At 40.9% G+C, this 15,175-nt stretch carries 10 protein-coding genes; 7 read left to right on the top strand and 3 right to left on the bottom strand.

Features of this window, described 5'->3' with window-relative positions; genetic code table 11:
* Positions 1–176 precede the first annotated feature (176 nt).
* Entirely contained in the window at positions 177–2,336 is a 2,160-nt protein-coding gene (locus FNZ24_RS18580) for a TonB-dependent siderophore receptor (RefSeq protein ID WP_153916323.1), read from the top strand.
* 61 nt (positions 2,337–2,397) lie between these two features.
* Positions 2,398–3,516, top strand: a complete 1,119-nt coding sequence (locus FNZ24_RS18585) for a PepSY-associated TM helix domain-containing protein (RefSeq protein WP_153916324.1) — start codon at positions 2,398–2,400, stop codon at positions 3,514–3,516.
* A gap of 128 nt (positions 3,517–3,644) precedes the next feature.
* Here FNZ24_RS18585 and FNZ24_RS18590 read toward each other — a convergent pair whose 3' ends face one another.
* Positions 3,645–5,204 (bottom strand): S10 family serine carboxypeptidase-like protein, encoded by a 1,560-nt coding sequence (locus FNZ24_RS18590; protein ID WP_153916325.1) that lies wholly within the window; start codon positions 5,202–5,204, stop codon positions 3,645–3,647.
* Between the two features lie 243 nt (positions 5,205–5,447).
* On the opposite strand from FNZ24_RS18590, the gene FNZ24_RS18595 reads away from it, so the two are divergent.
* Together FNZ24_RS18595 and FNZ24_RS18600 are read left to right on the top strand one after the other, a co-directional pair.
* The gene (locus FNZ24_RS18595; RefSeq protein WP_153916326.1) at positions 5,448–6,476 is read left to right on the top strand and encodes a phosphotransferase; all 1,029 of its coding nucleotides are present in this window, start codon (positions 5,448–5,450) and stop codon (positions 6,474–6,476) included.
* 190 nt (positions 6,477–6,666) lie between these two features.
* Positions 6,667–8,106 carry a methyl-accepting chemotaxis protein gene (locus tag FNZ24_RS18600; RefSeq protein ID WP_153916327.1) on the top strand — a complete coding sequence of 480 codons (1,440 nt, stop codon included), beginning with the start codon at positions 6,667–6,669 and terminating at the stop codon, positions 8,104–8,106.
* 128 nt (positions 8,107–8,234) lie between these two features.
* On the opposite strand, the gene FNZ24_RS18605 is transcribed toward FNZ24_RS18600, so the two are convergent.
* Both FNZ24_RS18605 and pmbA read right to left on the bottom strand, forming a co-directional pair.
* Positions 8,235–9,596, bottom strand: a complete 1,362-nt coding sequence (locus FNZ24_RS18605) for a hypothetical protein (protein WP_153916328.1) — start codon at positions 9,594–9,596, stop codon at positions 8,235–8,237.
* 195 nt (positions 9,597–9,791) lie between these two features.
* Positions 9,792–11,135: a metalloprotease PmbA gene (gene pmbA, locus FNZ24_RS18610; RefSeq protein WP_153916329.1), complete on the bottom strand. Its 1,344-nt coding sequence runs from the start codon at positions 11,133–11,135 to the stop codon at positions 9,792–9,794.
* 248 nt (positions 11,136–11,383) lie between these two features.
* Between pmbA and yjgA the strand changes: the two genes are divergently transcribed.
* The 3 genes from yjgA (at position 11,384) to FNZ24_RS18625 (ending at position 15,066) form a co-directional block, all read left to right on the top strand.
* Complete coding sequence (gene yjgA / locus FNZ24_RS18615) at positions 11,384–11,917, top strand: ribosome biogenesis factor YjgA (protein WP_153916330.1); 534 nt, start codon at positions 11,384–11,386, stop codon at positions 11,915–11,917.
* 24 nt (positions 11,918–11,941) lie between these two features.
* Entirely contained in the window at positions 11,942–14,461 is a 2,520-nt protein-coding gene (locus FNZ24_RS18620) for an Ig-like domain-containing protein (protein WP_153916331.1), read from the top strand.
* A 206-nt stretch (positions 14,462–14,667) separates the two neighbouring features.
* Positions 14,668–15,066 carry a hypothetical protein gene (locus FNZ24_RS18625; RefSeq protein ID WP_153916332.1) on the top strand — a complete coding sequence of 133 codons (399 nt, stop codon included), beginning with the start codon at positions 14,668–14,670 and terminating at the stop codon, positions 15,064–15,066.
* Positions 15,067–15,175: the final 109 nt, after the last annotated feature.

Consider the following 15,175-nt stretch of genomic DNA (forward strand, 5'->3'; position numbering starts at 1 on the left):
CTAAGCCACAATGAAAAACCTTCATAAAATTTACAAAACCCAACAAATGTAAATGATAATGATTTTTATTTAAACTTTATTAACTTTTATCTATCATCTGCAACGAACAAACCTAATTTGCGCTAACAACCACTCAATTCGAGTGAAAGCACACGGCTTTCACTGTAGTTAAGATGATGAAGAAAATGAAACTAAGTCCATTATACCTATCAATAATCTGTGCTTTTGCCGCTGTGCAACATGTATCAGCCCAAGAGCAAACCACTAACTCAAACACTCAAAACCAGCAAAGTGAAGCCACGCAAGACAACGTAGAAGTTATTGAGGTCAAAGGCCGCTATATTGAAGGCTACAACGCTCACCAAGCAAGTGGCGCATCAAGGTTAGACCTAGCTATTGTTGATATCCCACAATCTGTTTCTGTTATCACCAGTGCTCAACTACAAGATTTTCAACTAAACGACATAAACTCAGCATTAGATAGCGCTACTGGTATTAATGTTGAAAGGATTGAAACTGACCGAACTTATTACACTGCACGTGGGTTTGATGTCACCAATTTTCAAATAGATGGTGTAGGTTTACCACTGACTAATGGCAACAACCATGCCGATGAAGATACCGCGATTTATGATCGAATCGAAGTGATCCGTGGCGCGAATGGCTTAATGACGGGTGTAGGTAACCCTTCTGCGACCATTAACTTTATCCGTAAGCGACCAACAGCTCAGAGTAACCTTAATTTACGCGCAAGCTACGGAAGCTGGGATGATAAACGTATTGAAGCCGATGGCACTTACGTTTTTAACGATACTTTTGCAGCAAGAGCAGTCGCTGTAAAACAAACTAAAGACTCATATTTAGACCGCTATGAAACCGATAAAACGGTCATGTATGCCTTCCTCGAAGCGAATTTAAGTGACAACACATCACTATCGATTAGCCATAGCTATATCAATAACGATGCTAAAGGCAATAACTGGGGCGCGTTACCGCTGTTTTACACTGATGGCAGCCCAACCAATTATGACCGCTCAACCAATACCTCTGCAGATTGGTCAAACTGGCAAGTCGTTAAAAATAATACCGTAGCGGAGCTAAGCCATTACTTTAATGATGACTGGCATTTACGCGCAACCTACTCACACCGCACCACAGATGAAGATACAGAACTCTTCTATGTGTACGGCACACCAGATAAAGAAACAGAACTTGGCTTAACCGGTTACGGCAGTGAGTATGATCTTGATGATGAACACGACTTAGTCGACGTTTATTTGAATGGTGATTTTGAGCTGTTTGGACGTGACCATCAAATCGTGGTGGGTGTGAACTATGCTCAAGTGAATTATATCGACACCTCTTTATATGATTACACCACAGGTAACGGCTTCCCTGCTATGCCAGATCTCAACACTTGGGATGGCAACACCCCTAAACCGACTTTCGCTGACGGCTTGACTGGTAGTGATGTTGAAGCAACTCAACAAGCAGCTTACTTCACGGGCAGATTTAACTTGTTCGAAGGTTTCCACCTCATCGCTGGCGGCCGCTTTAATGACTGGCAAGTTGAAGGTGAAGCATACGGTAAAGATCAAACCGTAGAAGACGCTGAATTCATTCCTTATGTGGGCGCGGTTTATAACATTATTCCTGAGCTTTCTGCCTATGCGAGTTATACCGAAACATTCACCTCTCAAACAGAAAAAGATATCAACGATAACATCTTAAAACCTGTTACTGGTGAGAGTAGCGAAATCGGTGTTAAAAGTGAGCTCTTTGAAGGCAGATTAATCACCACACTGGCTTACTTTAATGTCGTTCAGACTAACTTAGCGACGCTTGATCCTGATACAGCAGAACTACCCCCTACCGAACAACGTTATTACGGTGCAGATGGTATTGAGAGCAAAGGTTTTGAACTTGATATCGCTGGTGAAGTTTACCCTGGATTAAATGTGAGCCTTGGTTATACCGACTTTGATATCAGCACTAACGACGAAAGCAATCAGGTGGCAAATTACACCCCAGAAAAGCTATTTAAGCTAGGTACGACTTATGAGATTCCATTCTTAGAAGGCTTAACGATTGGTGCAAACATGCGCTGGCAGGATGATATTTTCCGCTACCAAGAGCCAACAAAAACAGTCGTGACTGAGCAGGATGCTTACGCCATTGTCGATCTTATGGCACGCTACGAGTTCAACGATAATATTGAGCTAAGCGTTAATGCTAAAAACATCACCGACGAAAAATACTTAACTAGCCTTTACTGGTCGCAAGGTTTCTACGGTGCACCGACAAATTACAGTGCAACTTTAAGCTGGAAATTATAAATCAAACCAAATGCTTCTTGCTGCAAAGCAAGAAGCATTTTTATTTTGATTAGAGCCAATTATGAGAAAAACCTTATTTAAATGGCACTCCTATGGAGCGCTAATTGCCATGCTGCCGTTATTGATTATTTCAATTACTGGCAGCATTTTAGTTTTTAAAGTTGAAATTGATAGCCTACTGCGACCTGCTCATATGGTGGTTGATGCACAGCCTACCAGCCAAAGGGTCAGCTTAGATTCTCTGATGCAAACGACATTAGCCGCCAACCCAGGCTATGAGCTTGGCGGCTGGGAATTGTTTGATGATAAGCAACGTTCAGATGCGGGTTATTTAATAAAACACGGCACAGAAGAATGGCAAAAAATTTATATCAACCAATATAGTGGGGAATTACTATCCCAAGCCCAACCGATGGGACATTACATCACTGACTGGCTATTAGAACTGCATTACACCTTTTTACTTGAAGTAAAAGGCGCTTGGGTTGGCTTTGCTGCAGCACTTATCATGTTGTTTTTAGGCGTTAGCGGCATCATTTTATATCGCCGCTTTTGGGCTAAAATATTCACTATGCGATTTAAGGCTGTTAAGCGGGTTTTATTCAGCGACATTCATAAGTTCATCGGAATTTTAAGCTCCCCTGTGCTCATTATCATGGCGTTTACTGGCGGTTATTGGAATATTGCAGGCATCTTGCATGAGATTAATGAACACGGAGATGGAGGACATGTTTATATCACCGCCCCGCTTCACAGCCCTGATATTTCATTTGAGTCTTTAAGGCTTCAGTCCAGTCAAGAGATCCCAAGTTACCAAGCTGGTTATTTGGCCATGCCCCATGAGCCTGGACGCGACATAACCTTTTATGGTGATGTTGATTCCAATAACCCATTCAATAGCGAGTACGCTAGCACGGTCAGTTTTGATAAAACTTCAGGTGAATTACTCACAAAACAAGATATCCGAGAAGCTGGTTTTCTGATGGTATTTCTTGATAGTTTTCGTAAACTGCATTTTGGCTATTTTGGCGGGCTTATCACACGAATCGTATGGTGTATTGTGGGCTTAATGCCAGTGTTATTAGGCTTTACAGGCTTATACCTATATTGGAGCCGACGTCAGCAAAAATTAAAATCAAAACGGACACGACTTGATATGGATGCCCAATCTGCAACTTAAAAAGTCATGACTAATTTGCTAAACAAAAAAGGAGCCAATGGCTCCTTTTTAATGTTTAACACTTAGATGTTTGTTATTAACTAAGTATAAATGCTGCTTATTGAGTAAATATAAACCGGCCTAAGTTTCTAATACTTAGCTGATACATCTTCAGCTGGCATTGTCGCTTGAATAAACTCACGTAAATCTTGGTTAGATTGTTTCAAGTCTTCTGAGCGAAGGTACATCATATGTCCACTACGATAACCTTTAAAGCTTAAGCGGTCTTTCATTTTACTGCTTGGGTCTAGCTGCCACATACTGTATTTAGCATCAAAGTAATTGGTCGCGCCATCGTAATAACCCGTTTGCACCATCACATTTAAGTAAGGGTTTTGCGCCATTGCTAGGCGTAAGTTTTCACCTGTTTTGTTATTGGTGCGATCCCAAGGATGTACGTTACCTAACATGTAATACTTAATATCGGTTTTATAGTTAAGTTCTTCACGCATATAAGCATTAATCGCTGGCGTGAAAGAATGTAACCAAGAGGTCAACTCTGCATTGTAATCAGGGCTATCACCAACATCTTGCTTATCAATCCCTAAGTAGCGTGAATCTAAACGACCAATGGTTTGGCCGCGCTCACGCAGTAACTCTTTCCAGAAAAAACGTGTAGAAACATCAAGGTTTGATTTCAATACTGCATCAACACTCAAGCCAGAAAAATGCGCTACTTTTTCAGCAATTTTTTGTTTGTGATCAGGGGAAATAAAGCCGCCCATCGCTAATGCAGGAATATATTCGTTAATGGTAAACGCTTCAACTTCTGGCAAGAACTCGGTTAAATCAGCATTCTGCAAATCTGCTGACAAAGCTTTGTGATACCAAGCAGCTGCGGCAAAGTAAGGTAAACGGTTGGCAGATTTAACTGGCCCTTTGCGCTCAATACCAATATCCGTTGGTGATACGAGTACTACGCCATTTAAGTACATCCACTGGCGGTTTTGTAACTCTAGCGCTAAACCTGACACTCGAGTTGTACCATAACTTTCACCAATCAAATACTTAGGTGAACGCCAACGTTCATGGCGGCTTACAAAGGTGTTAAGCCATTCAGCTAAGTATTTAATATCAGCATTGACGCCAAAAAACATGTCTTGCTGCTCGTCTTTAGATGGCATTTCGCCGTCTTTATTGGGCAACACTCTTGAGTAACCTGTATTAACTGGGTTTACATAAACAATGTCGGCAATGTCTAAAATTGAATATGGATTGGCTTTTACCCCATAAGGTTGTAAAGGATAACCTTCATCATCTACGTTGATTGCACGGGGGCCAGTATAGCCAATATCCATCCACACTGAAGCTGAACCGGGTCCACCATTAAATGAAATCAATAAAGGTCTTTTCGCAGTATCTCTAACATTGTCACGCTGATAATAGGTGTAACTAAGGGTTGCTACAGCATCACCGTTTTCATTCCAAACCGGTTGTGTACCCACTGTCGCTGTGTAAGAAAAATTCTGACCATTGGCTTTCGTTTTATGTTCAGTGACCACGGTTTCGTCAACCGCTATTTTACGGCTGTATTCGGCCATTGATGACTGATTAGCGTTCTTTTTATCACTATCTTCCGCTAATACTGTTGTTGAAACCAGCATAGGAGAAATACAAAGCAGGGTTGCTGCGATGGTAATTGCCTTCATACCTGTTCTCTTTTTTATCTATCTTGGGTATTTGTGTGAGTCTATTAAATGTCCAAATGCGATATAGTGCAATCAAAGTGTTATCCTAATCGCAACAAGCCGCACACAAACAATATCAAAATATTGATTTAAAAGAACTTATAACTAAAACAAGAATCGTAAGCAAACGTACATTCACATTTTAAATTCTTATTTTAAGCATGTAGCTCAAGCATTAATCAAATTGGGGCGAAGACACCAAATATGAACACGATACAGTTAGCGGCTAAGCAGCTAGAAGTTAGACAATGCTGGCAACAAAATAATTGGCCACAAAACGCCAATCATTGGACTGAAGTTGAATTAAACAAACTCAACATCCGCTTAATTGGAGAATTACAGCAAGTTAAAGGCTGGGCTTTAGGTCATGTGTTCAGGCAATCAACTCATTCTGGCGACGTGTTTTTTAAAGCCACCGCCCTGCTGCCTATGTTTTCCAATGAAGCCAGTTTATGCGCGACGTTATTTGAGCTATTTCCACAAAGCTGTGCCGAAGTCATCGCATTCGATGCAAACAAACAATGGATGTTAACCAACAGTTTTGGCGAGGCATTTGTTGATACAGTGCCACTTTCTGACTGGGCAAAACCATTTGCCGCATTTGCAGGTTTACAAATCGAATCAGTAAAACATATCAAGCATTTAGAAAGTGCTGGCTGTATACGCCGTGAAATAGTTAATCTTACGCAGCAGTTAAGCGATATTTTTCAAGATAATTCGGTGACCTCTCGTTTACCACAAGATCTCGATTTGTCCCCTGAAAACCTAAGACAAGTACTAAGCCATCTTGATGACGACATTGCTGCGCTTTCAGCATATCAATTACCCAATACTTTGGTTCACAGTGACTTACACATTGAGAATATTGCCCCTTTTAATCCTGCCACCAGCAAGGTTGAGCACGATGTAAATAATAAGCATGAGCATTTTATCTTTTTCGATTGGAGTGATGCCTGTATTAGTCATCCCTTTATCGATGGCACTTACTTATTCAGAATGAGCAGTTGCCCAGAAAAGCACAAGGTTATTGACGCTTACTTGTCTCGATGGAATAAATTCGCTTCAAAAGATGAACTCAGCCAAGCTTGGCAACTCGCCGAAGGTATTTGTTACGCTCATCAAGCCGTTTCCTATGCTGGAATGCTCCATATTCTGTCAAAAGAAGAAAGCCCAGAGCTGGTTACTGCATTTGAAAACGCCTTTAGGCGGTTCTTATTTAAAATGATGAATTGATAGGCTTAAAAGTAACTGGAAACAAGTATGTTTCCAGTGAAAAACAATAAACCTATTTTTCATAATGTTGCCAAATAAATTTGATGTGAAAAATAGAATAAAAAAGAGAGTTTTTTGTCAAAAAGTCGTATCAAATCATTACTAGCTGCACTAGAATTTGATTACTTTTCACCATTGAAGCACCAACTCTATGAAACAGGTTGAATTTCGTAATATTGATAAGCTATTTATCAAAATGTCTATTAACGATAAGTTCTGGGCTATTTTTGGACTGTTTATGCTTATTGTTACCAGTATTTCGGTAAACAATTACTTCAATAGCATAAATCAAATAGAACAAAACTCTATGACTGTGCTCACTGAAAAAGTGACCGCGACAGTTAATGCTTTAGAGGCCACCGGCCAACTTGAACAGGCCAGTGCAGCGGGTTTATCAGTTTCCAATTTTAATCAACAAAGCCAGCGTAGTAGTAATAGTATTACTGCTGTGGTTCAGGCTAACGGGCAATATTATTCATTAAATCAGTCTGTATATCAGCTTGAAAGTGATGCGAAACAAGATGCTTTATATAGCTTGTTATTGTCATTTTTATGGGTATTACCATTTGCACTCGTGATTTACTGGAATGCGACCTTTATTGGTGGCGCATTGTGGGTGCTATGGGACACCACGGCCAAAATTGGTAAAGGAGACTTAACTTCTCGCTTAGGTTTCCACCCTGGTCGTGATGAGTTTGGCACCATTGGTTGTGCTTTAGACCAAGCAATGGATACCTTAACTGAACTTGTTGTCACGGTTAAACAAAGCGCTGATACACTGCATACAACCTCAACATCATTTGCAGATGAAACGCAGCAAAGTGCTGAACAAATCGACCAGCAATATATTTCATTGGATTCGGTTGCAACCGCAATGGAAGAAATGACAGCGTCTTCTTTAGAAGTATCAAATATTGCCAAGAATACGACTCAGCAAGTTGAGCAAGATTCTGAGTACACTAAGCAAAGTTATAATCGTGTAAAACGTGCTATTGAAGAAATTCAGCAGTTATCGACTTACATTGAAAAAACCTCAGACTCGGTGGGCAGTTTAAAAGAGAATGCCACCAAAATTAATGAAGTGATTACCACCATTAATGCGATTTCAGAGCAAACTAACTTGCTTGCATTAAACGCTGCGATTGAAGCTGCTCGTGCGGGTGAGATGGGACGTGGTTTTGCGGTAGTTGCTGATGAAGTGCGTACTTTAGCAAGTCGCACTCAATCCGCGACAGTTGAAATACAATCTATGATTGAACAGCTGCAATCTGAAACTCAAAACATTGATAGCATCACCCAAGATACGGTCAAACAAGCTCAAAGCAGTAGTGACTTAATCACCAATATTGGTACTGATGTGAACGCTATTGCCGAGTCATCACGCTCTATCATGGACATGAGTTTCCATATTTCAACGTCATCAGAAGAGCAAAGCGCTGTTGCAAATGACATTGCTAAAGAGCTAACGGAAATTCGAGTGAAATCAAATACCATCCGTGATCTTGCCAATCAATCTTCAGCTGGCGTGGTAGATTTGTCGGAAGCTTCAGCTAACTTAGGCCGTATTTTGAGTAACTATCAAACAGCTTAAAACCCGTACCTTAAAAACGTGCCTTAAAGCTTAACAATAAAAAAATGCCGATAATCACTTATCGGCATTTTTGTTTTACTCCACACTCTTTGTCACTAACTTCAAGCGCATTCACACCGCAGTTAGTATTATAACTGATGTAGTGTATAACCAAATTGACTTGAGCTGTCTTTTGTCAGTACAAAACTGTAATTAGTATCACCATCAAAACTGATAAGTTCAGATTGGTACAGCAAGGTTTGGGTGCCATTATCAGACTCATAGACCACATTAATTTCATAATCATCTTGGGGCATCACTAAGCTTTCTTGTTCAGCAAAGTCGATATCTTCAATGGTGTATTCCGCCGACTCAATGGTTTCAGAACTATTCACAAAATATACCGTTAAGTCATCGTAATCTTGCGATAAATTGACCACATCTACATTGTATTCGTATGCTCTAGGGCGCATATCATGCTCAATTACCATGCCTTTTACTGTTTCATCTTGGTATAGCAGCAGAGTACGAATATCGTCTTGGTTAAAGGTCACGAGTACGTTATCTAAAATGATTTCACTGCTGTCAGCATTTGTTACAGTAACGCCATAATCATTAAAGCCTGTTTGCTGGAAATCACTCACCGTGAACGAAGTAATATCATGTAAGTAGTGTGACTCTAATTTACTTTCCACATCCACATCCACCGATATGTCTTCAAGCCCGTTAAAAATCCTGAAATCAGCAGTTGAATCAATATTGGTATAAGATACAGGCGTAGAGGTTGAATCCACACTGTCTAAAGTAATTTTTAAATCACCAGAGCCAAAACTGTTTCGCAAAATAAACTTATAAACCGTTTCAGTGGTCAAGCTCATGCTTTCAGTGGTGTAAACCACGTCATCAGTGCCTTGCTCAGTTAGGTAAATAACATATTCGTCAGTATCTAACATTAGCTCTGTCGTATAGCCACGGTAATCAATACTGCCTAACATTGTCGCATCTTGATATTCGTCACTATCAAGGGAAATATAAGCGTCATAAGCCATGTCTTCAGAAGTTACATTGGCAATTAATACCTGCATTTTGCTGTAATCTTCATCGTCATCATCGTTCATATCATCCATGTCGCTACGTTCATAGAAAATGTCTAATAACTCAGGTGAGTTATAGTCGCCATAGAGCACAAATAAATGATTGTCTTCGTTGCTGAAATTCATATCTTCACTATAGATAGTGACAGTATCTTCATTCTCATCTTGGCCATAGATTTCCATTTCAACGCTACCGGTATCGTAGCCATAACGCGGCATTGAATCTCCAAACTCAATGTCACTATATTCATAGTCGTCTAAAACAAGTGATGTGGCAGTACTATTGGCCGAGGCATTATAATATTGAACATATGCCGAACTGTCGGATGTCTCTTCACTATCACTAGAGTCGCATCCAACCAAGACTAAACTTCCCATGCAAACCATCATCAAACCGCACACATTTTTGTTAAACATATTTACTCCATTAACTATTTAATTACATTCTCAGGAGATAGGACAAAGCTAGGGTGTAAGTGACCGTAAAGAAGTGTAAAGATAAGAAAGCCAGCGTAAAGGCGCTGAACCTATAATCCATGTGTAAAAATGATCCACAAAAAAGCACTGCCAGTGCAGTGCTTTATTCAATGAGATAAGTGAAGCTTGAGTTTATTAGCTACCCGCGATTTTCATTTCGCTTAATAAAATACCACCGGTGCGAATTGAAGAACGTAAGTCCTGATCTTTAGCGACCGCTTGGATCCCCATGAACATATCTTTTAAATTACCCGCAATGGTAATTTCTTCAACAGGGAACTGAATCTCACCGTTTTCCACATAAAAACCTGCCGCGCCTCGAGAGTAATCACCCGTAACCATATTAACGCCTTGGCCCATGACTTCAGTAACAATTAAGCCTGTGCCCATTGCTTTAACTAACTCATCAAAGGTTTGGCCTGTATTGCTTAAGGTCCAGTTATAAATACCACCAGCATGACCTGTATTCGGTAACTCAAGCTTACGAGCTGAATAACTGGTTAACAGGTAAGTTTCTAATTGGCCGCGATCAATGATTTGGCGCTGCTGAGTTGCCACCCCTTCACTGTCATAGTTAGCACTCGCTAATGCACCAATAAGATGTGGATTTTCTTCGATGCTAAACCAATCAGGAAATAACTGGGTATGGATCGAGTCTTGTAAAAAGCTCGATTTGCGGTACAAACTGCTGCCGCTAATTGCCCCAATCAAATGACCGATTAAGCCAGTGGCGATTTCTGGTGAAAATAATACCGGTAAATTTGCCGTAGGAATTTTACGTGCATTAAGACGATTTAAGGTCTTATTAGCCGCTAATAATCCCACTGATTCAGGCGTCATCAATTCATTATATTTACGCGCGATAGTGTAATCATAATCACGTTGCATATTGCCATCAGCTTCTTCACCGATAACCACACAACTTAAACTATAACGCGAGCTACAATAACCATTTAAAAAGCCATGGCTGTTACCATAAACTTTAGCCGCAGTGTGTGCATTGGCGGTTGCGCCATCTGAGTGTTGTACACGCTCATCAACCGATAAACTCGCTTCTTCAGCACGAATAGCTAATTGCGCCAGTTCATCAGGGCTAATATCTTGCGGGTGATATAAATCTAAATCGCGGATTGTTGTTGCCATTAGCGCTTTATCAGCTAGACCGCTAAAAGGATCCGAAGAGGTATATTTTGCAATGTCATCAGCCGCTTTAACCGCTACAGCAATAGCCTGCGGGCTTAAATCTGAGGTGGATGAACTGCCTTTACAGCCATCACGATAAACCGTAATGCCTAAGGCTCCGTCCTTGTTAAACTCAACGGTTTCGACTTCTTTCTCGCGAGTTGAAACAGATAATCCTTGTTGCTTGCTAATGGCGACTTCAGCAGCGCTCGTGCCTAGTTTCTTTGCATGCTCTAATGCTACAGCAACGGCATCTTTTAACGCCGCTAATTCAGTATCAATATTCTTGTTAGACACAAACTTACTCTTTAGTTTTCATTGTTAGGCTTAGCATATCAAATTCAAAACTGTATTGATAACCATCAAAACAAGGATTTAGCCTCACAAATGGGCATAAATAAACTAACCTATAGTTATCATGTTGAATTATCACTTAATGCATGAAAAATAGTTTTAAAGTAAATCGGGGTCTTAACGTATATTCAGTGGCCGCAATAGCCCTTGAAGTGTTATTATTCGTCGATATTTATTAGAGGTTATTTACTATGAAAATTGTCGGCGATTCAGATCACTTCCACCAGCCATATGACAATGACGATGATTACGTCAGCAGAACAGAATTCAAAAAAGAAAGCGAAGATGCTCAAGAGCTTGGCATGCGCCTTATTGCTTTGAGTAAGTCTCAATTAGACAAAATTGGCTTAGATGAATTTTTGTATGATGCTGTACTGAAAACGAAAAGCATTAAACCTAAAACTGAGGCGTATCGTCGCCATCTTCAGTATATCGGTAAGCTAATGCGTGGTTTTGAACACGAACCGATTATTACTGCACTAAATAACGTGCTGAATAAAAATAATAATGAAACTGCTCAAGTGCAGATTATTGAAAAACTTCGTGCCCGCTTACTCGCAAACCCAAACGAAGAAGTTGAAGCGTTACTTGCACAACATGAAGCATTTGAACGCCAAAAACTGCGCCAACTCATTCGCCAAGCGAACAAAGAGTTAGCAAAGAATCCTGATTCAAAATCTCATAAAGAACTATTTAAATACTTACGCGCTGGATTAGCTGAATAAATTACCCCTACAAGGATGTTGCTGATGCTACTAAAAAAAATAATACACGCACTGCCTTTATCAATTGCTTCACTCGGTTTACTCGTTGGTTGTAACGGCTCTTCAGACGGAAGTGAAAGTGGAGGTGGCGAAGATGGCAGTTATAGCATTAGTGTTAGCTACCAAACCGTTGTAAATGGTCAATGTGACGCTGATACAGACTCACTGACATTTGATATTAACGAAAGCTTTTGTGCGGTAGCTCAGCTTAAGCTGTCCAATAGCAACGTAAGTGGTGCAATTGTTAATTTTGCTCCTGACTTTGGTGAAGCCAGCGCTGACAGCAAACTGACTGACAGCGATGGCCTTGCCAGCGTATTTATTAGCTCAACGGATAATGCTGTTGGCGCTGGTACTTTAATCGTGACCCACAACCCAGCAGATGTTGACAGTGTTAGTGCCAGTAAGAATTATCAATTTGAAGATAACAATACTGTCCCGACTCCTGATTCAATTTCGGTTACTGCCAGTATCACTCAAGCGGGTGATACAGTTACCAGCTTTAAAATCGACCAACTGGTATTGCTGACTGCTAACGTACTCGATGGTACCAACCAACCTATTGCCAATCAACTTGTCACCTTCCAAGCTGGTAATGCTAGCCTTTCACCTAATACGGCTCTGACGACTGCTGAAGGTATTGCTACAGTGAGTTACACAGCAACTAGCAGTGAACTTGGCGCATACACACTTGTGGCAAGTACCGACTACAATGACACCACCATTAGCGGTACCAGTTCATATGAAGTATTAGCGGGTGATGAAGTGATCCCAGATGGGACACTGAAGTTTGGTTATATCGACAACGACAATAATTTTCACGAAAATATCTTAGGCTCTACGTTAGTCGAAAATGCTGATGGTGAATATGTCATTGGTGCTGGTGCCAGTTTTGGCGTCATTGCTGATATCGTTGTTGAAGCTGATGATGGCAGTTTTGCTCCGCTGCAAACACCAACTAGTGTGTCATTTACTTCAGATTGTGTCGTGAATGCCGATGCTAGCATTGATACCCCTGTTACAACGTCTGCTGGTCGTGCTAATTCAACCTACCAAGATACCAGCTGCAGTGGTAATAGCGTTCGCAGTGAACAAATCATTGCATCTACCGTTGTCGGCAGCGAAACTTTTAATGCCACATTTGATTTTTCATTAGAGCGCCAAACACTCGGAAGCCTCAGTTTTATTTCAGCTGAACCAACACAAATCCGCATTAAAGGCGCCGGTGGCACTGGCTCTACCGAGACATCATTAGTGACGTTTTTAGTAAGCAGTGCAAGTGGTCAAGCAGCAGCTCAGCAAACTGTTGAATTCAGTTTAGACACTATTGTCGGTGGATTAAGTTTCTCAAATGGCAACACAACAAGTGAAGCCACCAGTAATTCAGAAGGGTTAGTATCGGTAACGGTTCAATCAGGTACCATTCCGACACCTGTCAGAGTATTAGCCTCAGCAACTGATAGTGACTCAGGCGATACCATTACCACTCAGTCTGAACAGCTCACTGTTAACACTGGTCTGCCTCAACAGCTTGGGTTTAGTATCTCTCCTTCCTTATTTAACCCAGAAGCGGGCAACAACAATGGCGAAGAGGTCACCATGACCGTGTTTGCTTCTGACAGTTTCGGCAACCCAGCTCCTGACGACACCACAGTTAACTTCACTACTGAAGGGGGTCAAATTCAACCTTCATGTTCAACAGTTAATGGCACTTGTTCAGTCATTTGGACATCAGCCGATCCTCGCCCAACAGATCACCGCGTTACCGTACTCGCTTACGCCTTAGGTCATGAAACCTTCTTTGATACCAATGGAAACAATATGTTTGATGATGCTGATGGCGGCGTTATTGTTGATGCATGTCTTGACGGAGCAGGTAATGCTATAGCTTGTACAGGTAACGGTATGGACAGAGAAACCTACCACCAAGGCGGATTTAGCGATTTAGGCGATGCCTTTAGAGATGACGACGAAGTCGGTGTATACGTTGCGGGTAAACCATTCTTTAGTGCATTAGGAAATAGCAGTTACTCAGGCCCCGATGGCAAGTTTAACGGCCCGCAATGTGAAGGTAGTTTATGTGGTGAAGGCCAAGCGAATAAAACCTATATTCGCGCAGCAACTATTCTCACTATGTCAGGTTCAGCTGCCACTATCATTCCGACTGATACCGATGGTAATAGCCTTAGCAGTCTTACATTAGCACCTGAAGAGATGACCACAGTATTAATTGAGTTATACGACAGTGCTACACAAGTCATGCCTGCAGGCTCATCACTCACTATCACAGCGATTAATGGCGACGTGAACTTTAATGGTTATACAGTGCCAAATGAAACTTGCTTTAGTTATACAGCAGGAGATCCAAGCCATGCATGTGATCAAGTTGCGACTAAGTTTATTTATACTGCTGCAGCAGAAGCTGGCTCGGATATCATCACTTTCACGGTCACTACACCTGCTGGATTAATTACTAATTCAGATATCAGCGTGACGGTACAATAATGTGAGTTTCAATTTAAGGTGATTTCATGTCTTAGTTGAACATTTAGCTGCTTATAAAGCTTAAACAAATAAAAGCTCGCTTCGGCGAGCTTTTTTATCAGTTGAAATATCAAATAGTTAAGATATACTCGCTCACGAAAGAAAACAGGGTTCGTTTTCTTATGGTTTATGTGTTTATAAATCAACACGCTTAAAAGGATCTTTACATGCGTATTTCCGCTATTTTAGCCACACTTGCTGGCTGTGCTTTATTGACTGCTTGTGCAGCAAAACCCATTATCGCTCAAGATAAAACTGTCGAGTTTGACGGTCAAACTCTGGTATTTTCTGGTATTTACCATACTGATATAAACAAAATTGAGCTTTCTGTTAATGGCGATCCATTAATGAAAGGTCGCTTTCCTCCTTATACACCAACTCAGAACTTAAAGAGTAAATATGGCGACCTTAAAATCGAAGGTAAGTGCTACTTTGGCTCTGTATTAGGTGATCAAGGCGGCGCGTTTGGCGCAGTAGCAGGTATTATCCAATCATCTAAATCAAGCTCTGGCGATAAATGTGAAATGTTCGTCAATAACAAACCAATGGAAAACCTTTATTTCTAAAAGGTACCCCTAACTTTCGAACGTTCATTTATCCAAAGTAACGAACCCTTTTCTCCATTTTAAAACCTTTGTGAAACTCACWTTCGCACCAAGTTAGTGCGAAAGTGAG

Source organism: Shewanella sp. TC10, from assembly GCF_009663145.1.
Taxonomy (GTDB): Bacteria; Pseudomonadota; Gammaproteobacteria; order Enterobacterales; family Shewanellaceae; genus Shewanella.

Bases quoted from the DNA above. Each gene is read 5' to 3' on its own strand.
- FNZ24_RS18580 (WP_153916323.1), top strand. From the start codon at position 177: ATGAAGAAAATGAAACTAAGTCCATTATACCTATCAATAATCTGTGCT.
- FNZ24_RS18585 (WP_153916324.1), top strand. From the start codon at position 2,398: ATGAGAAAAACCTTATTTAAATGGCACTCCTATGGAGCGCTAATTGCC.
- FNZ24_RS18590 (WP_153916325.1), bottom strand. From the start codon at position 5,204: ATGAAGGCAATTACCATCGCAGCAACCCTGCTTTGTATTTCTCCTATG.
- FNZ24_RS18595 (WP_153916326.1), top strand. From the start codon at position 5,448: ATGAACACGATACAGTTAGCGGCTAAGCAGCTAGAAGTTAGACAATGC.
- FNZ24_RS18600 (WP_153916327.1), top strand. From the start codon at position 6,667: ATGAAACAGGTTGAATTTCGTAATATTGATAAGCTATTTATCAAAATG.
- FNZ24_RS18605 (WP_153916328.1), bottom strand. From the start codon at position 9,596: ATGTTTAACAAAAATGTGTGCGGTTTGATGATGGTTTGCATGGGAAGT.
- yjgA (WP_153916330.1), top strand. From the start codon at position 11,384: ATGAAAATTGTCGGCGATTCAGATCACTTCCACCAGCCATATGACAAT.
- FNZ24_RS18620 (WP_153916331.1), top strand. From the start codon at position 11,942: ATGCTACTAAAAAAAATAATACACGCACTGCCTTTATCAATTGCTTCA.
- FNZ24_RS18625 (WP_153916332.1), top strand. From the start codon at position 14,668: ATGCGTATTTCCGCTATTTTAGCCACACTTGCTGGCTGTGCTTTATTG.